This window comes from Streptomyces sp. NPDC052043, assembly GCF_044548235.1.
Taxonomy (GTDB): domain Bacteria; phylum Actinomycetota; class Actinomycetes; order Streptomycetales; family Streptomycetaceae; genus Streptomyces.
This window is the reverse complement of sequence record NZ_JBIUBT010000001.1, coordinates 256,370-276,659: the sequence shown is the minus strand read 5'-3', so window position 1 is coordinate 276,659 and position 20,290 is coordinate 256,370. Positions and strand designations below refer to the sequence as shown.

Below are 20,290 nucleotides of genomic sequence, written 5' to 3'. Positions count from 1 at the left end.
TCCCTGTCCCCACGGGCGGTCGCGGCCGTCCCCAAGAGAGAGTGTGAGAGTGCTCGTACTCGTCGCTCCCGGCCAAGGCGCCCAGACGCCCGGCTTCCTGACTCCCTGGCTCGAACTGCCCGGTGCCGCCGACCGCGTGGCCGCCTGGTCCGACGCCATCGGCCTGGACCTCGTGCACTACGGCACCCAGGCCGACGCGGACGCCATCCGCGACACCGCGGTGGCGCAGCCGCTGCTGGTCGCCGCCGGCCTCCTGTCGGCCGCGGCACTGGGTGACACCGGCGCGGACGCGGTCGCGGGCCACAGCGTCGGCGAGATCACCGCCGCCGCGTTCGCGGGCGTCCTGGACGACCTCTCCGCGCTGACCCTGGTCCGCCGGCGGGGCCTGGCCATGGCCGAGGCCGCCGCGATCACCGAGACCGGCATGTCGGCGCTGCTGGGCGGCGACCCGGACGTGTCCACGGCGCACCTGCTCAAGCTGGGCCTGACCCCGGCGAACGTCAACGGGGCCGGCCAGATCGTGGCCGCCGGCACCATGGAGCAGCTCGCCGCGCTGAACGAGGACATGCCCGAGGGCGTGCGCAAGGTCATCCCGCTGAAGGTGGCCGGCGCCTTCCACACGCGCCACATGGCCCCCGCGGTCGAGAAGCTGGCGGAGGCCGCCAAGGCGCTCTCGCCCGCCGACCCGAAGATCACCTACGTCTCCAACAAGGACGGCCGTCCCGTGCACAGCGGCGACGAGGTCGTCGAGCGGCTGGTCGGTCAGGTCGCCAACCCGGTCCGCTGGGACCTGTGCATGGAGACCTTCAAGGAGCTGGGCGCCACCGCCCTGATCGAGGTGTGTCCCGGCGGCACCCTGACCGGTCTGGCCCGGCGCGCGCTGCCCGGCGTGAAGACGCTGGCGCTGAAGACCCCCGACGACCTCGACGCGGCCCGCGAGCTCATCACCGAGCACGCGAGCGCCTGACGCCTTAAGGAGCCGACGAGCATGTCGAAGATCAAGCCGAGCAAGGGTGCCCCGTACGCGCGCATCCTCGGTGTGGGCGGCTACCGGCCCACCCGTGTGGTGCCCAACGAGGTGATCCTCGAGCGGATCGACTCGTCCGACGAGTGGATCCGCTCGCGCTCGGGCATCGAGACCCGGCACTGGGCGTCGCCCGAGGAGACCGTCGCGGCCATGTCGATCGAGGCCTCCGGCAAGGCGATCGCTGCCGCCGGGATCGACGCCTCGCGGATCGGCGCCGTGGTCGTCTCGACGGTCTCGCACTTCAGCCAGACCCCGGCCATCGCCACCGAGATCGCGGACCGGCTCGGCACGGACAAGGCGGCCGCCTTCGACATCTCGGCGGGCTGCGCCGGCTTCGGCTACGGCCTCACCCTGGCCAAGGGCATGGTCGTCGAGGGCTCGGCGGAGTACGTGCTGGTCATCGGCGTGGAGCGGCTCTCCGACCTGACCGACCTGGAGGACCGGGCCACGGCCTTCCTGTTCGGCGACGGCGCCGGCGCGGTCGTGGTCGGCCCCTCCCAGGAGCCCGGGATCGGCCCCACCGTGTGGGGCTCGGAGGGCGACAAGTCCGAGACCATCAAGCAGACCGTGTCGTGGGACCGCTTCCACAGCGGTGACGAGTCCTCGCTGCCCGTCGACAGCGAGGGGAACGTCAAGTTCCCCGCGATCACACAGGAAGGCCAGGCGGTGTTCCGCTGGGCCGTGTTCGAGATGGCGAAGGTCGCCAAGGAGGCGCTGGACGCCTCCGGGCTTTCGCCGGACGACCTGGACGTCTTCATCCCGCACCAGGCCAACGCGCGGATCATCGACTCGATGGTGAAGACGCTCAAGCTGCCGGAGCACGTCACGGTCGCCCGTGACATCCGCACCACCGGCAACACCTCGGCCGCCTCGATCCCGCTCGCCATGGAGCGGCTTCTGGCGACCGGCGAGGCGAAGAGCGGCGACACCGCGCTCGTCATCGGCTTCGGGGCGGGTCTCGTGTACGCCGCGACGGTCGTTACCCTCCCCTAGGCACTCCGTGCCGGATCATGCTTCCGGTGCGGGACCGCACACCCCTGCCGCTGACGCGGCGGGCGCCACACCCTCTGGAAATCTACGAAGGAGCGCCGACATGGCCGCCACTCAGGAAGAGATCGTCGCCGGTCTCGCGGAGATCGTGAACGAGATCGCCGGGATCCCGGTCGAGGACGTCCAGCTGGACAAGTCCTTCACCGACGACCTGGACGTCGACTCGCTGTCCATGGTCGAGGTCGTCGTCGCCGCCGAAGAGCGCTTCGACGTCAAGATCCCCGACGAGGACGTCAAGAACCTCAAGACGGTCGGCGACGCGACCGGCTACATCCTCAAGCACCAGGGCTGATCGACCGATCACAGCCTTGGGCTGACTGCCCCGCCACCCGGCGGTGGCGCCGTACGAATCCTCGTTCCGTTGGAGAAAGAATTCCCGTGAGCTCGACCAATCGCACCGTGGTCGTCACCGGTATCGGCGCAACCACACCGCTGGGTGGCGACGTGGCCTCCACCTGGGAGGGCCTGGTCGCCGGCAAGTCCGGCGTCAAGCCCCTGACTCAGGAGTGGGCTGCCGACCAGGCCGTCCGTATCGCGGCTCCGGTGGCCGTGGAGCCGACCGAGGTCATCCCGCGGCCGCAGGCGCGCCGGCTGGACCGTTCCGCGCAGTTCGCGCTGATCGCGGCCCAGGAGGCCTGGAAGGACGCCGGGTTCACCGGCAAGGCCGGCGAGGACGGCACCGTCGACCCGGACCGGCTCGGCACGGTCGTCGCCTCCGGCATCGGCGGTGTGACCACCCTGCTGGACCAGTACGACGTGCTGAAGGAGAAGGGCGTCCGCCGCGTCTCCCCGCACACCGTCCCCATGCTGATGCCGAACGGCCCCTCGGCCAACGTGGGCCTGCTCGTGGGCGCCCGCGCGGGCGTGCACACGCCGGTCTCCGCGTGTGCCTCGGGTGCCGAGGCCATCGGCTACGCCATCGAGATGATTCGCACCGGCCGTGCCGACGTCGTCGTCGCCGGCGGTACGGAGGCGGCGATCCACCCGCTGCCCATCGCCGCGTTCGGCAACATGATGGCGATGTCCAAGAACAACGAGGACCCCGAGGGCGCCTCGCGCCCCTACGACGTCGCCCGGGACGGCTTCGTCCTCGGCGAGGGCGCCGGTGTGCTCGTCCTGGAGTCCGCCGAGCACGCCGCCAAGCGCGGTGCCCGCGTCTACGCGGAGGCGGTCGGCCAGGGCATCTCCGCCGACTCCCACGACATCGTGCAGCCGGAGCCGGAGGGCCGCGGCATCTCGCACGCCCTGCAGCACCTGCTGGACAGCACCGACCTGGACCCGGCCGAGATCGTGCACGTCAACGCGCACGCCACCTCGACGCCGGCCGGTGACATCGCCGAGCTGAAGGCGCTGCGCAAGGTCTTCGGCGACCACGCCGACCACATCGCGGTCTCCGCGACCAAGTCGATGATCGGCCACCTGCTCGGTGGCGCGGGCGGTGTGGAGTCGGTGGCGACCGTGCTGGCGCTGTACCACCGGGTGGCTCCGCCGACCATCAACCTCGAGAACATCGACCCCGAGGCCGAGGCGAACGCGGACGTGGTCCGCGGCGAGGCGCGCAAGCTGCCCACCGAGGGCCGTATCGCCGCGCTGAACGACTCGTTCGGCTTCGGCGGGCACAACGTGGTGCTGGCGTTCCGGACGGTCTGATCACCCCGGACAGCGCCGACAGCAGAACCCGGAGGGCCCCACCGATCGGTGGGGCCCTCCGGGTTCTGCTGTCGGGTTCTGCGAGCGGTCGTCGCGGAGGCGACGCCGTCAGACCACCTGGTGCAGCCAGCGCACGGGGGCGCCTTCACCCGCGTAGCGGAACGGCTCCAGTTCGTCGTCCCAGGGCTTGCCCAGCAGCTTGGCGAGTTCGGCCTCCAGGTCGCTCTCGCCGCGCTGGGAGCGCAGCAGGGCGGCGCGCAGCCGGTCCTCGGGGATGAGGATGTCGCCGTGGATGCCGGTGACGGCGTGGAAGATGCCGAGGTCGGGGGTGCAGCTGTACCGCTCGCCCTCGGCGGTGGGGCAGGGCTCGGAGGTGACCTCGAAGCGCAGCAACTGCCAGCCGCGCAGCGCGGAGGCGAGTTTGGAGGCGGTGCCGGGCTGGCCCTGCCAGGAGAACTCCGAGCGCCAGGTGCCGGGCGCGGCGGGCTGCCGGATCCAGTCCAGGCTGACGCGCGTACCGAGCACCCCGGCGACGGCCCACTCGACGTGCGGGCACAGCGCGCGCGGCGCGGAGTGCACGTACAGAACTCCACGTGTCGTCACCTGGACCTCCGGGCAGAGCGGGACATGGTGCGGGCGGGCGGACAGCGGTGGCGGGTGAGGCCACGCTGATGGCGAGGCTACCGTGAGACGGGGCAAGGAGTGTGACGTACCGTCGGTCCCGGTGCCAGGAAACGCCCTCCATTCACCCAGGGGGACGCTTGTACGGGTGCGAGCCGCCCACTCAAGTGGGGGTGGGAACCCTCGCGCGTTCTCATGGAGGGGAGCACTTCACGACGACCGAGGGGATCACGGCATGCGGAAACGACGTCACCGTACCCGGGCCGCCTGCGCCGTCGTGGCGGCGGCCGTACTGACCATCGCGGGCTGCAGCGCCGCCGGAGTGGAAGCCGGTTCCGGTGCCTCCCGCCTGCCCGCGGCGGCGCCGCCCGTCTGGAACACCAGCCCGGAATCGATCGCCGCGGTCGGCGACTCCATCACCCGCGGCTTCGACACCTGCATGGTGCTGACGGACTGCCCGGCGGCGTCCTGGGCGACGGGCAGTGACGCGTCGGTCAACAGCCTGGCGGTGCGGCTGCTCGGGGCGACCGGGGCGGCCCAGCACAGCTGGAACTTCGCGGTGACCGGGTCCCGGATGGCCGATCTGAACGGCCAGATGAAGCAGGCCGTGCCGAAGAAGCCGCAACTGGTCACGGTGATGGCGGGCGCCAACGACGCCTGCCGGGACACCCTGGACACGATGACCACGGTGGCGGACTTCCGCTCCGGGTTCCAGACCGCGATGAACACACTGCGTCAGGCGCTGCCCAAGACGCAGGTGTACGTCGCCAGCGTGCCGGATCTGAAGCGGTTGTGGTCCGCGGGCCGTACGAACGCCCTGGGCAAGCAGATCTGGAAGCTCGGCCTCTGCCCGTCGATGCTGGGCGACGCCGACGCGCTGGACGCCGCGGCCACCAAGCGGCGCGACACGGTGCAGGCCCGGGTGCGGGCGTACAACGAGGTGCTGAAGGAGGTCTGTGCGAAGGACCTCCGCTGCCGCTTCGACAACAACGCGGTCTTCGACTACCGCTTCGACACCAAGCAGCTGAGTCCCTGGGACTGGTTCCACCCGAGCCGGAACGGCCAGGCCCGGCTCGCCGAGATCGCCTACCGGACCGTCACCGCGAAAATCCCCTGAACGGCCCCTGAATAACCCCCGAACGGCCCCCTGCCGACAGGACTTAGGGTTTCCCCATGAGCGAACTCTTCGGCACGCTGGCCGACGGCACCGAGGTGCACCGCTGGACGCTGGAGCGGGCCGGGGTGCGGGTACGGGTGCTGTCGTACGGCGGGATCGTGCAGTCCGTCGAGGTCCCGGACCGGGACGGACGCACGGCGGACGTGGCGCTGGGCTTCCCCGGCCTGGACGGTTACCTGGCCCACCCCGAGCCGTTCCTCGGCGCGCTGATCGGGCGGTACGCCAACCGGATCGCCCGGGGCCGCTTCCCGCTGAACGGGCGGACGTACGCGCTGGAGCAGAACGAGGGCGACAACTCGCTGCACGGCGGTGACGGCGGCTTCGACCGGCGGATGTGGGAGATGACGCCGGTCGGGCACGGCGTACGGCTCAGCCGGGTCAGCCCGCACGGTGAGGAGGGCTTCCCCGGCCGCCTGGAGGTCTCGGTGACGTACACCCTGGACGAGGCGGGCGCCCTGGACATCGCCTACTCGGCGGTCACGGACGCGCCGACCGTCGTCAACCTCACCAGCCACTCGTACTGGAACCTCGGCGGCGCCGGCGACGCGGGCGGCCACGAACTGCGGCTCGACGCCTCCCGGTACACCCCGGTGGACGCCCAGCTGATCCCGACCGGCGTTCTGGACGAGGTGGCGGACACCCGCTTCGACTTCCGACGGACGCGCAAGGTGGGTTCCGGCTACGACCACAACCTGGTCCTCGACAAGGGCGTCACCGATGTGCCGGTGGAGGTCGCCGAGCTGCACGATCCGGCGTCCGGCCGGGTCCTGACGGTGGCGACGACCGAACCGGGCCTCCAGCTCTACACCGGCGACCACCTTCCCGCGCCCTTCGCTCCCGGCGACGGGATCGCCCTGGAGACCCAGCACTTCCCGGACTCCCCCAACCGCCCCGGCTTCCCGAGCACCGTGCTCAGGCCGGGCGAGGTCTTCCGCTCGCGGACGGTGTACGGCTTCTCGGCCCGCTGAACGCACCAGCCCCGGCCCGGGGGTCAGGTCCCGGGCCGGGGCTGCAGGTGGGCGGACTCGGCCCGGACCAGACGTTAACCGCCGGGGGGAGGAAGCGGCCGGTGATCGGGCACGGCGCCGCGATCCCGTACGAACCCTTCACAAACACCGGCCGGGCGGGCGCCGTCGGGCTCAGCCCAGGGTCACCGTGATGTTCCCCCGGGTCGCCTTCGAGTAGGGGCACACCTGGTGGGCCTTCTCCACCAGGCTCATGGCCGTCGCGGCGTCGACGTTCGGGATGTCCGCGGAGATCTCCACGATGATCCCGAACCCGTCCTCGTTCTTGCCGATGCCGACCTTCGCGGTGACGGTCGACCCGGAGATGTCGGCGCCCTCCTGGCGGGCGACGACGCCGAGGGCACCCTGGAAGCAGGCGCTGTAGCCGGCGGCGAACAGCTGCTCCGGGTTGGTGCCGGCGCCGCTGCCGCCCATCTCCTTGGGCGGGTTGACGACGACGTCGAGCCTGCCGTCGTCGGTGGCGACCCGGCCGTCGCGGCCGTTCTCGGCGGTGGCGACGGCGGTGTACAGGACGTCGGAGGGTCGGATTGCGGGGCTGGACATGAGGTTGCGTTCCTTCCTTCGTCCGCCGCGACTCGCGCCCACGGTCGCACCCGGCGGTTTCGGAAAGAAGTTACCGCATACCGAAACTCCGGGGAACGGCCACGGGGAGCGGTCACAGCCTGACGATCATCTTTCCGGTGTTGTCGCCGCGCAGCACGCCGAGGAAGGCCTCGAGTGTGTTCCCGATGCCCTCGACGACGGTCTCGCGGTACTTCAGTTCGCCCGAGCGCACCCAGGCGCCGACCTCCCGCACGAACTCGGGCTGGAGGTCGTAGTGGTCGCCGACGAGGAAGCCCTGGATGCGGCCCCGGGTCTGGATCAGCCGGGCGAGGTTCCGCGGGCCGGGGGCGGGCTCGGTGTCGTTGTAGACCGAGATCATCCCGCAGACGGCGATGCGGCCGCCCAGGTTGAGGGAGCCGATGGCGGCTTCCAGGTGCTCGCCGCCGACGTTGTCGAAGTAGACGTCGACGCCGTCCGGGGCCGCGGCCCTCAACTGCTCGGCCACCGGACCGTTCTTGTAGTTGAAGGCGGCGTCGAAGCCGTACTCCTCGGTCAGCAGCCGGACCTTCTCGTCGGAGCCGGCGGAGCCGATCACCCGCGAGGCGCCCTTGAGCCTGGCGATCTGCCCGACCTGCCCGCCGACCGCACCGGCCGCCCCGGAGACGAAGACGGCGTCGCCCGCCGTGAAGGAGGCGGCGCGCAGCAGGCCGGCGTAGGCGGTCAGACCGGTCATGCCCAAGACGCCGAGGTACGCCGGAAGGGGCGCGGCCGCGGGGTCCACCTTGACGGCGCTGCGGCCGTTCACGGCGGCGTACTCGCGCCAGCCGCCGAAGTGCAGGACATGGTCGCCGACGGCGATCCCCTCGGCCTCGGAGGCGACGACCTCGCCGACGGCGCCGCCCTGCATGGGCCTGCCCAGTTCGTACGGCTCGGCGTACGACTTGGCCGCACTCATCCGGCCCCGCATATAAGGGTCGACGGAGAGGTACTCGTTGCGTACGAGGACCTGCCCCTCGCGCGGCCGCGGAACCTCGGTCTCGACCAGGGCGAAGTCCTCGGGCTTCGGCCAGCCGACCGGGCGGCTGAGCAGGTGCCATTCTCGGTTGATCACGACAAGCGCCTTTCCATTACTTCAGATCCTGAAACAACCATGCGCCTGAATATTTAATGAAGTCAAGTAAGCGGGTAGGCTGGTCGCATGGCCGCTGCACCGAACACCCGCCGCCCCGACGCGCTGACCCTGGAGGTCGTCGAACTGATCGGGGACGTCGTGGCCCGGTTCTACGAGGACTACGAGGAAGCCGCCGGGGAGCACGCGCTGACCGGGGCGCAGGCGCGGCTGCTGAGTCTGCTGTCGCTGGAACCGCTGCCGATGCGGAAGCTGGCGCAGAAGCTGAAGTGCGAGCCGTCGAACGTCACCGGGATCGTGGACCGGCTGGAGACACGGGGACTGGTGGAGCGGCGGCCGGATCCGGGCGACCGGCGGGTGAAGCTGGCGGCGGCGACGGAGGAGGGGCGGCGGGTGGCCCGGGAACTGCGGGAGGGGCTGCGCTTCGCCCGGGAGCCGCTGGCGGGCCTGTCCGAGGAGGAGCGACTGGCGCTGCGGGACCTGCTGCGGCGGATGACGGACCAAGGGGGACCGGGCTGACCGCGGCCGGCGTCACGGGGCTGTACGGCCCAGCGCCGGCGAGTGCCGCTCGACACCTGCGGCACCCGCGCCGCCCGCGGCAGTGGATCGCGCCCTACGTGCACCACCACAGGAAGCGGTCGCACTTGTGGGTCGGGGTGGGGGTCGGGTCCGGTTGAGGGGCCGGCGGGGCGGGGGCGGTCGTCGGGGGGTCCGCGGGCCGGGGTGCCTCCGAGGTCGCCGGGGCCGGCGCGCCGGGCCCGTCCGTGCCTGCGCCCGTGCCGTCCTGCGCCGTCGCCTCGGGCGACTGCCCGGGGCTGCTCGCGTCGCTCGCGTCCGGTTTCGGTTTCCCGTCCTTCGTGGAGGCGGAGGGCGAGGCCGACGCCGAGGCGTCCGGTGCCGCCGTTGCCGCGCCGGACTCCGGCGTGCCGCCGGCCGGCGCGGCCGTACCGCCGGTGCCCGAGGGGGATGCCTCGTCCTCCCCCGCGTCGTCGCCGACCGCCGCCGGTTCGGGGTGGGAGAAGCCCGGCAGGGCCGGTGCGTCGACGCCGAGTTCGGCCAGGCTCAGACCGCTGCCCGCCAGGACGAAGCCGGCGGTGATCAGCAGGATCCGGCGGCGGCGCCTGCGGTGGGCCGCCGCCTTGCGGTCCCGCCGGCTCGCGCCCCGGCGCCCAGCGGTCTCCGCGGGCTCTGCGCCCTCCGCGTCCTCGGTGTCGCCGCCGCCCTCGTCAAGCCCACCGTCGTCGTCGCCGTGGTCCTGGGCGAGGCGCGACTCCCCGCTCTCCTGCGGGACCTGGGCGGTCACCGCCTCCGCGCCCACCCCGGGATCCTCCGCGTACGCGGGGAGCGTCTCCACTGGGGTGCCGCACCCCGGACAGGCGAGGGCGCCGTTGAGGTGCCGTCGGCACGGGTGGCAGTAGTTCATGACGCGGGAAGAGTAAGTTCCGGATGGGCTCGGTTCCTAGGCACCTCTGTGAAGGTTCTGTGCGGGATCGAAAAAATTGTCGAAAGATTCACCGAAACCGTTGCCTGTCGGACTCTTCGGCACCCACTCCGCCCGCCGAGGCTCGGGCTACCCGAAAACCACACGTCCCACACATGAGTTGAACAACGCCGCCTCCGCCTCCGTATCCATGGGCGGCCCGTGCTCCCCCGCGCGGGCCACCCCAGGTCGACGGGCCCGGTCGTCCCCACCGGGCCCGCCACACACGGAGGTTCCATGGCCGACAACGTCACCTCGCTGTTCCGCGGCGCCGCGGCGCACAGCCCGTCGATGGCGGCGCTGACACGGGAGGGCGGCGACGGGGCCGGGCCGGTGGACTTCTGCATTCCGTGCAACCCCTACTTCCCCACGCCCGCCATGTTCCAGGACATGGCGACGCGGTTGCGCGAGATCATCACGTACTACCCGTCCGGCGCCGACACGATCACGGCCGAGCTGTGCAGCCTGCTCCAGCTGCCGCCGCAGTGCGTGGCGATGGGCAACGGCTCCACCGAGCTGATCACCTGGATCGACCACCTGCTGGTGCGCGAGTCCCTGGCCGTTCCCGTCCCCACCTTCGGCCGCTGGACCGACCAGCCCATGGAGACCGGCAAGCGGGTCGACATGTTCCCGCTCCAGGAGTCCGACGGCTTCGTCCTGGACCCGGCGCGGTACGCCGAGTTCATCCGGGCGCGGGGGACCAGGGTCGCCGTGGTCTGCAACCCCAACAACCCCGACGGCGGCTTCGTGCCCAAGCACGCCCTGGTGCAGTTCATGGACTCCCTGGCCGACCTGGACCTGGTGGTGATCGACGAGTCGTTCCTGGAGTTCGCCGACGTCGAGGCCGAGCCGAGCGTGGTGCGGGAGGCGATGCTGCGCCCGAACGTGGTCGTGCTGCGCAGCCTGGGCAAGAACTTCGGCCTGCACGGCATCCGCTTCGGGTACCTGGTCGCCAACCCGGCGCTGGCGGGCAGGGTCCGTTCGATGCTGCCGAAGTGGAACCTCAACTCCTTCGCCGAGCACGTGGTGTTCATGCTCAAGGAGCACGGCACCGAGTACCGGCTGAGTCTTCAGCAGGTGCGCCGCGACCGGATGGAGATGGCCTCCCGCCTCTCGGCGCTGCCCGGTCTGACGGTCTACCCGTCCCAGGGCAACTTCCTCTTCGTGCGCCTTCCCGTGGGCGCCGAGGGCACCGTGGTCCGGGACCGGCTGCTCACCGAGCACCGGATCCTGGTCCGCGAGTGCGGCAACAAGATCGGCTCCTCCAGCCGCTTCCTGCGGCTCGTGGTGCGCCCCGAGGTCGACGTGCGTCGTCTCGTGTCCGCCTTGGAACAGGTGCTCTACGGGAGCGAAAGGGAAGCGGCCGTACCCGAGCTGGGGACAGGGACCAACTACAGCTCGGGTACGGCCGCGGTGGACCGGCTGATGAGTGAGACCAACGGGGGCGGGATGCGGATGGCGGCCACCGCCCGGACCGCCGCGGCCACCGCCGCTCCGGCGATCGCCGCCGCCCCTCCCGCGGTCGCCGCCGCCCTTCCCGCGGTCGCCGCCGCCGCTCCCGCGGTCGCCGCCTCGCCGGCTTCCGCCCCTCCAGCGGCAGCAGCACTGCCGGGGATGGCCGCGCCCGCGGTCGCCGCCGCTCCCGGGGCAGCCGCAATCCCGGGAACGGCCGTCCCGGCCGCCGCGGTCCCCGGACCAGCCGTCGGCGTCGCGACGCCACTCCCCGTCGCGGCGTCGGCGGCTCTCGCCTTCCAACCCGCCGACCCCCGCACGTCCTTGCCGGCGGCCACCCCTCCGCCGGGCGCCGCACCGGCCCCGATGCATCCCCTGGCACCGGCGGCGCAACAGGCCCCCGCACCGGCACCGGCCCCCATACCGGCGCCGGCCCACTTCCCCACCCCGGCTCCCACGCCGGCACCCGCTCCCGTTCCCGCGTCCGCTCCCCCGCTCACCCCGCCGGGCGTCCCCGCCCGCGGTGGCCTCACCGCCGCCCAGGTGCGCGGCATGACCGCCCCGCCCCCGGACGCCCACGGCCTGGCCCCGGCCCCGGCGACCGGCTGGCCCAGCCACCAGAACTGGCCGGACGCGGCGGGCATGGGACAGACGGGGTAGCGCGGGGCCAGGGGCGGCCCGCCTGCTCCGTGGGGCTGCGGCGGCGCCCGTGCTGTGTCGGACGCCCCGTACCGGTTCCGTGTGCGTGCGTGGCGCGGGACGGCCGCCGTGCAAAATAGCGGAACCCGCGCCCCGTAAGATCGCCCCGGAGGCACACCCTTGGCGCTCAGCAGACGTTCATTCAGCGCCCTCGCGGGCACCGCCGCGCTCGGACTGGCCCTGGGCGGCAGCGGTGGACCGGGGGCACCGTCGGCCTACGCCGCGCGCTCCGCGCCCACGGGCCCGCCGCCACCCCCGCCGAGCGCCGACGGACGGCGGCACAACGTCGGTTACGACCGCTACTCGCTGCTGGTCGACGGCCGGCGGCTGGTGCTGTGGTCGGGCGAGATGCACCCCTTCCGGCTGCCGAGCCCCGACCTGTGGCGGGACGTGCTCCAGAAGATGCGCGCGTACGGCTTCAACGCCGTCAGCATCCACGTGGCCTGGAACTACCACTCCCCCGCCCCGGGACGGTACGACTTCACCGGGGTGCGCGACCTGGACCTCTTCCTGCGCACGGCCGCCGAGACCGGCCTGTACGTCATCCTGCGCCCCGGCCCCCACATCGGCGCCGAGGTCGACGGCGGCGGATTCCCCGGCTGGCTGACCACCACCGAGGGCACCGCGCGGACCGCCGATCCGGCCTACCTCAAGCACGTCGACGAGTGGTTGGGGCACGTCAACACCATCGCCGTCCGGCACCTGTTCACCCGGGGCACCGGCACGGTGCTGCTGTACCAGATCGAGAACGAGTACGACGCCCACGTGGACGAGCCGACCGGGCGCGCCTACATGGCCCACCTGTACCGGAAGGTGCGCGCCGACGGCATCGACGTCCCCCTCTTCCACAACGACACGGGCAGGAACGGCCACTGGACGCCCGGGTCGTTCGACACCGGTGGCGAGAAGCGAGGTTGGCTGTACGGGTTCGACGGGTCCCCCTCGCCGTCCCGAACCCCGCCCGACTGGGGGCACTTCGGCGCCGGCGGGAGGACCGGCGGGGCGAGCGCCAGTCCCCGCACGCCCGGGTTCATGCCGCAGTCCGGCGGCGGCCGGCCCGATCCGTGGGGCGGTGCCTCGTCGAACGGCACGGGGTACGCGGAGTCGCGGCGCACCCGGGACGCGGCGTACGAGCGGCGCTGCTACCTGACCCACCTCGCCAACGGCATCACCGTCCACAACGTGTACATGGCCTTCGGCGGCACCTCCTGGGGCTGGCTGCCCTCGCCGGCCGTCTACACGTCGTACGACTACGGGGCGGCCCTCGACGAGGGCCGCCGGCCCACCGACAAGCTGGTGCCGATGCACCAGATCGGGCACATGCTCCAGCGCTTTCCCGACTTCGCCAGGCTGGACCGCGCGGCCGACGTGAAGGTGCGCGGGCTGACGACGTACCACCTGAGGAACCCGGACACCGGCACCCACGTCCACGTCCTGCGCAACGACGGCGACCGGGAGGTCTCCTCGACGCTGCGCACGGCCGGCGCGAACCTGCCGGTGACCGTGCCGGCCCGGGACGCCCGGCTGATGGTCACCGGGCTGACGCTGGGGCGGCGCACCGTGCGGTACGCCACCGCGCAGCCGATGCTGTTCCTCACCGCCGGGGGGCAGGACGTCGTCGTGTTCTGCGGCCGGTACGGCGAACTGGCGCGCGTGGTGCTGGAGTCCGCCCAGGAGCCGCGGGTCACCCGGCTGAGCCAGCAGGCCGCGTACGCCTACGACCGGGGCCTGCTGCGCCTGACCGTCCCGCTCGGCGCCGGCGGGCTGATCGGGGTCCGGGTGGAGGGCGACGGGAACGGCCGGCCGCTGATGCTGCTCTTCGCCGACGAGGCGACCTCGACGCGCCTGTGGCCGTACGACACCCCGTCGGGCTCCCTGCTGGTCCACGGCCCGGCGCTGCTGCGCACCGCCACCGTACGCGACTCCACGGTGCACCTCACCGGCGACACCGTGGAGGAGACCGGCCTGGAGGTGTGGGGCCCGCGCGGCGTCGACGGTGTGACGTGGAACGGCCGCGCGGTGCCGGTGTCGGCGACCGGCTCGAAGAGCCTGCGGGCCGACGTGCCGCTGCCGGGCGTGCCCGAGGTGACACTGCCCGCGCTCGGCGGCTGGCGGATGCGCGCCGAGAACCCCGAGGCCGGGCCGGCCTTCGACGACTCGGCGTGGCGGGCCGCCGACCGGACGTCCTCGCACAGCACGACCCCCGTGCCGAAGGGCGGGCCCGTGCTGTTCGCCGACGACTACGGCTTCCACTACGGGGACGTCTGGTACCGCGGCACGTTCACGGACGCCACCGGCATCGCATCGGTCTCCCTCGCCTACAGCGCGGGCACGCAGGGGCTGCTGATGGCCTGGCTGGACGGGGAGCCGCTGGGCACCCACCGGCTGCCGGTGCCCGACGGCGGCACTCCGCGGCGGGGAAGCTGGTCGGGCACGGCGGTCTTCCCGGTGCGCGGAGCGTTGCGCGGGCCCGGCCGGCACGTGCTGTCGGTCCTGGTGCGGCGGATGCAGCACGACCAGGACGACGCGGCGCGCGACACCCACAAGGCGGCGCGCGGCCTGACGGCGGTCACCTTCGCCGGGGGCGCGCCGAAGGTGCGGTGGCGGATCCAGGGCGAGGCCGCTCCCGACCCGGTGCGCGGGCCGCTGAACAACGGCGGGCTGTACGGGGAGCGGGAGGGCTGGCACCTGCCGGGCTTCCCGGACCGCGACTGGGAGCCGGTGACGTTCCCGCGCGCGGTGCGGCGGCAGGGGGTGACCTGGTACCGGACCACGTTCCGGGCGGCCGTCGAGCCGGGCGTCGACGCCTCGATCGGGCTCACCCTGGACGACGACCGGTACCGCTCCTACCGCGCGCAGATCTTCCTCAACGGCTGGAACCTGGGCCAGTACGTCAACGGCGTCGGTCCGCAGCACACGTTCGTCCTGCCGAACGGGATCCTGCGCACCCGGGGCGTCAACACCCTGGCCCTGGCGGTGTTGTCGGAGTTCACCACGCTGTCCGGCCCGGGGCAGGTGCGGCTGACGCTGCTGGGCGCGGCGGCCGGCGGGGTGCCGGTGACGCCGCTGCCCTCGCCGGGGCGGTGACCGCGCGTTCGGGGCCGTGGCACGGGCATCGGATCGCATGACGCGGGCAACCCGGGCCGCGTAGGCTCGGACGGCCCTCCGTGGCGGAGGGCCGGAAGGGGTGCGCCGATGGGCTCAGCGCGGGGCCGCCGGACCGGCCGGGAGCGTGCCCGCTCATGAGTGACGCGGGTGAGGGGGGAAGGACCTTCCGCCACCGCGGGTGGCCCGGGGATGATGAGGGCAGGCCTGGGAGATCCACGGGGGAACATCGTGCGTAGGAGAAGGGAGATGCGTCGGCTCGCCGACGCGCTCGTCGACCCCATCCGGGTTCCGGTCCCCGCCGACCCCGAGGTGCTGCTGGCCGCGCTCGTCGACTCCGTCAGCGCCTGGCGGGGCCGCCCGGTCGTCGTCCGGCGGGAGGTGTTCCCGCCGCACACCGCCAGCGGGCTGTGGCTGGAGGGCGAGACCCAGGACGTGGTCGTCGTCGACCAGCGGGCCGCCGTGTGGCACCAGATCGTGATCTTCTGCCACGAGGTGTGGCACATGAGCCGGCGGCAGACCGGCGCGGACGCCGCTCCCGCCGCGGGCCCGCCCCGGCCGGTCGCGGCGCGCACCGACTTCAGCCTGGCCGACGAGCAGGAGGCGGACCGCTTCGGCATGCTGATGGGCCGTCGGCTGCGGACCTGGCTGGAGGCGTCGGCGGAACCGTCGCCCAACGACGGCCCCGACCACGGCCAGGACCTCGCGGGACGTATCGGGGCCGCGCTCAACTACCGGGGGAACCGGGGAAGATGAGCGGCCTGATCAACTACGTCAGCTGCGGCGTGCTGTGGCTGGGACTCGCGGTGAAGGCCCCCGAACTGGCCCGCCACCGGAGCGATCCCTATCTGCGCGCGATCTGCGCGGTGCTGGGTCTGGGCGGCTTCTGCTTCCTGCTCGGGGCCCCGCCGACGGTCGGCGCGATCAACCGGCTCAGCGGTGTGCCGAACCTCGCCGCGCCGCTGACGTACGGGTCGATCACCGCCTACAGCGCGGCCTCCCAGGTCCTGGTCGTCTACTGGCGGGGCGGCGGGCACGTGCACCGGGTGGCCCGGCGCTGGATGGCGGCCTACACGCTGGTACTCGTCGGCATCGCCGCCACGTTCGCGCTGGGCGAGACGCCGGTGGAGCGCCGTACCGACCTGGACACCTACTACGCGACGACGCCGTTCGTCGCCGAGATGATCGTGCTGTACCTGGTGGGGCACCTCGCCGCCGTCAGCGTCACCGCGGTGTCCGCGGTGCGGTGGGCGCGCGAGGTGGACGGCTGGCTGCGCGCGGGGCTGCTGGTCCTTGGTCTTGGGTCGCTCTGCGGCGCCGGGTACAGCGTGTCCAAGCTGGTCGCCGTGGTCGCCCGCTGGTGCGGGCGGGACTGGTCGGGGCTGAGCACGGACGTCTCGCCGGCCGTGGCCGGGCTGGGCGCCCTGCTGACGTCGGCGGGCATCCTGGTGCCGCTGGCCGGGCCCCACCTCACCGAGTGGCGGCGGTCCGGGCGGGCGTACGCGCGGCTGGCACCGCTGGAGCGCGAGCTGGACGATCTGCTCACCCGCCGCTGCCTGCGGCTGCCGCGGCCGCGCTGGGCCACGCCCACCACACGGCTGATGTGGCGTCAGACCAGCATCCACAACGCGCTCAGCTACCTGGACGCGTCCTTCGACCGGTCCCTGTACGAGCGGACCCGCGAGGCGGTGCTGGGGGCGACCGGTGACGCCGAGCGCGCCGAGGCCGCCGCGTGGGCGGCGGTCATCGCCGCCGCCGTGCGCGAGGAGAGCGGCGGGCCGCTGCCCGGCGAGGCGGGCCGGCTGCCCGTCCGGGTGCCGGGCCCGGCCGCCCTGGTCCGCGTGGCGGACGCGCTGGCCGCACCGGCCCCCGTGACGGCCGCCCGAGTTCCCAGCGGTACGACCCCCACGAGCACACCATGACCACGTTACGCACAGCACACCGCCCGCACCGCAGGCCCGCCACGACGGCCACGAGGGCAGTCGTCCGCCGCGGGTTCGCCGGTGGGAGGTGGTCGGGGTGAGTCTCGTCGTGTATCTGGCGGCCGGAATCTTCGGGCTGTCCGCCGCCGTGCTGCTGCGGCGGCCGCGCACCGCGGTGCACAACCCGCTGACCATGTCCACCTGCGCGGCGATCGTCCTCGGCTCGCTGGTCTTCGTCTGCTCGGCGCCGCTGACCCTGGCCTCCGTCAACGAGCTCACCGGCATCCCCAACTTCGGTGCCCCGCTGACCTACGGGATGCTCTCCGCGTACAGCTGCTCGCTGCTCATCCTGCTGATCAACTGGCGCGGCGGCCCGCGCGAGCGGGTGCGGCGCACGGTGCTGCGCAGCATCGCCGCCTACGCCTCGCTGATCGTCGTCATCGTCGTGCTGTTCGCGCTGGGCGACGCCCGCACCGAGCGGCTCACGGACCTGGACACCTACTACGCCAACACTCCGTACCTGCGCGAGATGATCCTGCTCTACCTGCTCGGGCACAGCGCGGCGACGCTCGCGGCGTGCGCGCTGTGCGTCAAGTGGAGCCGCGAGGTCACCGGACTGCTGCGGGCCGGGCTGCGGCTGTTCCTGGCTGGCTCGGTGCTGGACGTGGTGGGCTTCCAGCTGTCCAAGTACACGGCGATCACGGCACGTTGGACGGGCCACGACCTGGACGTGCTGTCCACGAAGGTCGCCCCGCCGATGGCCTCGCTCGGCGCGCTGCTGTGCTCCGCGGGTCTCGTGCTGCCCAGGCTGCTCCCCGCGGTCCTCGCCCAGGCGCGCGGCCTGCGCGACCACCGGCGGCTGGGCCCGCTGTGGTCGCGGGTGCGGTTCGTGTCCACCGCGCCCAAGCCGCCGAGCCCGTGGTGGCAGCTGCCGCTGGCGCGCCTTCAGTGGCGCGAGGTGTCCATCCACGACGCGCTGCTCGGGCTCGCCCCGTACTTCGACGACGAGGTCCGTGAGCGGGCGCTGGCCGCCGCCCGGCGCGCGGGCCGCGGCGCGCACGAGGCGCGGATCGCGGCGGAGGCGGCGATGCTCGCCGACGCCGCGCACCGCGCCGCCGCCCGCGAGGAGCCGCTCACGGCGCCGAGCGGATACCGCCTCCACGCCACGGAGGTGTCCGGAACCAGCGGTCTTGTGGAACTGGCGCAGGCGCTGGTCCGCACGGCCGCCGAAACCGCCGTACAAGCAGGAACGGTGAGGACCTCCCATGGCTGAGCCCATGGCCGACTTCGAGGAGCCCCATGCCCCGTAGAGCTGTCGTCATCGGTGCCGGACTGGCCGGCATGCTGGCCGCGGCGGTGCTGTCCGACGTCGTGGACGACGTGGTCGTGGTCGACCGCGACGACCTGCCCGAGGGGCCGGAGCACCGCCGGGGCCTGCCGCAGGGGCGCCACGCCCATCTGCTCATGGCCGGTGGCCTGGCCGCCATGGAGGAGCTGATGCCAGGCGGGAGCATACGGCGGCGGCTGCTGGCCGCGGACGCCCGGGAGATACCCCTGGGCCACGGCATGGTGGCCCTGACCCCCGAGGGCTGGCTGCGGCGCTGGCGGCACGACGGGCCGCGGATGCTCAGCTGCACCCGCGCCCTGCTGGACTTCACGGTCCGCTCCACCGTCCTCGCCCACACCCGGACGGTGATCCGCAAGGCGCAGGCGGTCGGCCTGGTGGGCGACGCGCGGCGCGTGCGCGGGGTGCGCGTCGCCACCCCCGCCGCGGAGGAGGTGCTGGCCGCGGACTTCGTGGTCGACGCGAGCGGGCGCGGGTCGCGGGTGGTGACCTGGCTCGGGGAACTCGGGATCTCCGGGGTGCGGGAGCGCGGCGTGGACGCCGGGCTGGTCAACGCCACCCGCGTGTACCGCACGCCCGCCGGGGCCGAGCAGTTCCCGCTGACGATGGTGCAGGCGAACCCGTACGCGGGCCGGCCGGGCCGCAGCGGCATGGTGCTGCCGATCGAGGGCGACCGCTGGATGGTCAGCCTCGCCGGCACGCGGGGCGGTGAGCCGCCGGCGGACCCCGACGGGTTCCTGCGCTACGCCCTCGATCTGCCGTCGCCCGTCGTCGGCCGGCTCGTCTCCGGCGCCGAACCCCTCACCGACGTGCACATCAGCCGCAGCACCAGCAACGCGCGCCGCTACCTGGAGAAGCTGCCGCGGTGGCCGGAGGGCTTCGTGGCGCTCGGAGACGCGGTGGCCACCTTCAACCCGGCCTACGGGCAGGGCATGTCGGTCGCCGCGCTCGGCGCCCGGCTGCTGAGCGAGGAGCTGCGCCGCTTCGGCCCGGACGCGCCCGGTCTGGCCCGCCGGGTGCAGCGCGGCGCCGCCCGTCCGGTCGACGCGGCCTGGGCTGCCGCGGTCGGTCAGGACGTCTGGTACCCGAACAGCCGCGGCGCCCGGCCCGGACCCGCCGACCGTCTGGTCACCTCCTACAGCCGCCGGCTGACGAAGGCGGCCACCGGCTCCTACCGCGCCGCGGCCGCCCTCTGGGAGGTCACCAGCCTCAGCACCGGGCCACAGCGCCTCCTGCGCCCCGACACTCTCCTCGACGTCCTCAACGGCCCGCTGCTCCCGCCGCTGGCAGGGCCGCCGCTGACCCCGGCCGAACGCAAGATCCTTGAGGGACTGGACCGGACGAACACCTGACCCGGCGAAGGGGCCGGACGGGAAAGCACCGGGCGGGGCCGGGTGGGCGACGATGGATCCCATGACCACGTCCTCCGGAGAGCGCCCCACCGGCCCCTTCACCCCGCTGGACTTCCAGCTGGTGCTGCTGCGCCGCATGGCCGACCACAACCCGGACCTGGTGGAGGACGCCCGCCGTACGCTGGGCGTCTCCCGCGCGCGGATGCGCGAGGCCAACAAGCGCTGGCAGGCGATGGTCCGCTCACCACGAGCCCGCTCGGCCGCCTCCCTCCCCCATAGCCTAAGCGGCATGGGAGGTGCCCCCATCCGTTCCATCCTCGGCGAGCCCGAGTCGACGACCGCCCGCCGCATCGGCGACCTGGACTGCGAGGCCCGCAGCTGGCCCGTCCCGCTCTGGCCCGACCTGCGCCTGGAGGTGCTGGCCGGCCCGGACGGCCGGGTCTGGAACGAGTGGCTGGTCCGCGCCCCGGGGGCCGCCGGGCCCGACCTGCGGACCACGGCCGACCTGACCCCCTGGTCCTGCACGGTCGACGAGGCCGCCCGCGCCTTCGCCCCGGTCCGTCCCCTGGAGGGCACCGCCCCGACCCGCTGGGGCCTGGCGTTCCGGGCCCCGGACGGTCAGGGCGTCCACCGGGAGGTCGTGGCCGAGTTCACCTGGGGCCTGCTGCAACGGACCCGGACGAGTGAGCAGCCGCACGGCTGAGGAGCCGCGC

The 20,290-nt window shown here is 73.2% G+C and carries 18 protein-coding genes; 14 read left to right on the top strand and 4 right to left on the bottom strand.

Features of this window, described 5'->3' with window-relative positions:
* The first annotated feature begins 49 nt into the window (after nt 1-49).
* The 4 genes from ACIHCX_RS01200 to fabF all read left to right on the top strand — a co-directional run bounded on the left by ACIHCX_RS01200 (nt 50) and on the right by fabF (nt 3,727).
* Nucleotides 50-967 (top strand): ACP S-malonyltransferase, encoded by a 918-nt coding sequence (locus ACIHCX_RS01200; protein ID WP_400025425.1) that lies wholly within the window; start codon nt 50-52, stop codon nt 965-967.
* 21 nt (nt 968-988) lie between these two features.
* Entirely contained in the window at nt 989-2,020 is a 1,032-nt protein-coding gene (locus ACIHCX_RS01195) for a ketoacyl-ACP synthase III (protein WP_400025423.1), read from the top strand.
* A gap of 100 nt (nt 2,021-2,120) precedes the next feature.
* Entirely contained in the window at nt 2,121-2,369 is a 249-nt protein-coding gene (locus ACIHCX_RS01190) for an acyl carrier protein (protein ID WP_102908939.1), read from the top strand.
* Nucleotides 2,370-2,455: 86 nt separating this feature from the next.
* The gene (gene fabF / locus ACIHCX_RS01185; RefSeq protein ID WP_400025421.1) at nt 2,456-3,727 is read left to right on the top strand and encodes a beta-ketoacyl-ACP synthase II; all 1,272 of its coding nucleotides are present in this window, start codon (nt 2,456-2,458) and stop codon (nt 3,725-3,727) included.
* 108 nt (nt 3,728-3,835) lie between these two features.
* Here fabF and ACIHCX_RS01180 read toward each other — a convergent pair whose 3' ends face one another.
* Nucleotides 3,836-4,330 carry a DUF3145 domain-containing protein gene (locus ACIHCX_RS01180; RefSeq protein ID WP_400025419.1) on the bottom strand — a complete coding sequence of 165 codons (495 nt, stop codon included), beginning with the start codon at nt 4,328-4,330 and terminating at the stop codon, nt 3,836-3,838.
* A 253-nt stretch (nt 4,331-4,583) separates the two neighbouring features.
* On the opposite strand from ACIHCX_RS01180, the gene ACIHCX_RS01175 reads away from it, so the two are divergent.
* Together ACIHCX_RS01175 and ACIHCX_RS01170 are read left to right on the top strand one after the other, a co-directional pair.
* The gene (locus ACIHCX_RS01175; RefSeq protein WP_400025417.1) at nt 4,584-5,465 is read left to right on the top strand and encodes an SGNH/GDSL hydrolase family protein; all 882 of its coding nucleotides are present in this window, start codon (nt 4,584-4,586) and stop codon (nt 5,463-5,465) included.
* Between the two features lie 56 nt (nt 5,466-5,521).
* Nucleotides 5,522-6,493: an aldose epimerase family protein gene (locus ACIHCX_RS01170; RefSeq protein ID WP_400025415.1), complete on the top strand. Its 972-nt coding sequence runs from the start codon at nt 5,522-5,524 to the stop codon at nt 6,491-6,493.
* 171 nt (nt 6,494-6,664) lie between these two features.
* On the opposite strand, the gene ACIHCX_RS01165 is transcribed toward ACIHCX_RS01170, so the two are convergent.
* Both ACIHCX_RS01165 and ACIHCX_RS01160 read right to left on the bottom strand, forming a co-directional pair.
* Nucleotides 6,665-7,093, bottom strand: coding sequence for an organic hydroperoxide resistance protein (locus ACIHCX_RS01165; protein WP_400025413.1), 429 nt, complete (start codon nt 7,091-7,093; stop codon nt 6,665-6,667).
* A 112-nt stretch (nt 7,094-7,205) separates the two neighbouring features.
* The gene (locus ACIHCX_RS01160) at nt 7,206-8,204 is read right to left on the bottom strand and encodes an NADP-dependent oxidoreductase (protein ID WP_400025411.1); all 999 of its coding nucleotides are present in this window, start codon (nt 8,202-8,204) and stop codon (nt 7,206-7,208) included.
* An 87-nt stretch (nt 8,205-8,291) separates the two neighbouring features.
* Here ACIHCX_RS01160 and ACIHCX_RS01155 point away from each other — a divergent pair, with 87 nt between their 5' ends.
* The gene (locus tag ACIHCX_RS01155; protein WP_400025409.1) at nt 8,292-8,741 is read left to right on the top strand and encodes a MarR family winged helix-turn-helix transcriptional regulator; all 450 of its coding nucleotides are present in this window, start codon (nt 8,292-8,294) and stop codon (nt 8,739-8,741) included.
* Nucleotides 8,742-8,835: 94 nt separating this feature from the next.
* Here ACIHCX_RS01155 and ACIHCX_RS01150 read toward each other — a convergent pair whose 3' ends face one another.
* The gene (locus ACIHCX_RS01150; RefSeq protein WP_400025407.1) at nt 8,836-9,645 is read right to left on the bottom strand and encodes a hypothetical protein; all 810 of its coding nucleotides are present in this window, start codon (nt 9,643-9,645) and stop codon (nt 8,836-8,838) included.
* 294 nt (nt 9,646-9,939) lie between these two features.
* Between ACIHCX_RS01150 and ACIHCX_RS01145 the strand changes: the two genes are divergently transcribed.
* The 7 genes from ACIHCX_RS01145 to ACIHCX_RS01115 all read left to right on the top strand — a co-directional run bounded on the left by ACIHCX_RS01145 (nt 9,940) and on the right by ACIHCX_RS01115 (nt 20,280).
* Nucleotides 9,940-11,814: a pyridoxal phosphate-dependent aminotransferase gene (locus ACIHCX_RS01145; RefSeq protein ID WP_400025405.1), complete on the top strand. Its 1,875-nt coding sequence runs from the start codon at nt 9,940-9,942 to the stop codon at nt 11,812-11,814.
* A gap of 159 nt (nt 11,815-11,973) precedes the next feature.
* Entirely contained in the window at nt 11,974-14,940 is a 2,967-nt protein-coding gene (locus tag ACIHCX_RS01140; protein ID WP_400025403.1) for a beta-galactosidase, read from the top strand.
* Nucleotides 14,941-15,207: 267 nt separating this feature from the next.
* Nucleotides 15,208-15,714 (top strand): toxin, encoded by a 507-nt coding sequence (locus ACIHCX_RS01135; protein ID WP_400025401.1) that lies wholly within the window; start codon nt 15,208-15,210, stop codon nt 15,712-15,714.
* Complete coding sequence (locus ACIHCX_RS01130; protein ID WP_400025399.1) at nt 15,711-16,880, top strand: MAB_1171c family putative transporter; 1,170 nt, start codon at nt 15,711-15,713, stop codon at nt 16,878-16,880. Before ACIHCX_RS01135 ends, ACIHCX_RS01130 begins: the two co-directional genes overlap by 4 nt.
* Nucleotides 16,881-16,977: 97 nt before the next feature.
* Nucleotides 16,978-18,153, top strand: a complete 1,176-nt coding sequence (locus ACIHCX_RS01125) for an MAB_1171c family putative transporter (protein WP_400025397.1) — start codon at nt 16,978-16,980, stop codon at nt 18,151-18,153.
* 26 nt (nt 18,154-18,179) lie between these two features.
* Entirely contained in the window at nt 18,180-19,577 is a 1,398-nt protein-coding gene (locus ACIHCX_RS01120; RefSeq protein ID WP_400025395.1) for an FAD-dependent monooxygenase, read from the top strand.
* 52 nt (nt 19,578-19,629) lie between these two features.
* Nucleotides 19,630-20,280, top strand: a complete 651-nt coding sequence (locus ACIHCX_RS01115) for a hypothetical protein (RefSeq protein WP_400025393.1) — start codon at nt 19,630-19,632, stop codon at nt 20,278-20,280.
* Nucleotides 20,281-20,290 lie beyond the last annotated feature (10 nt).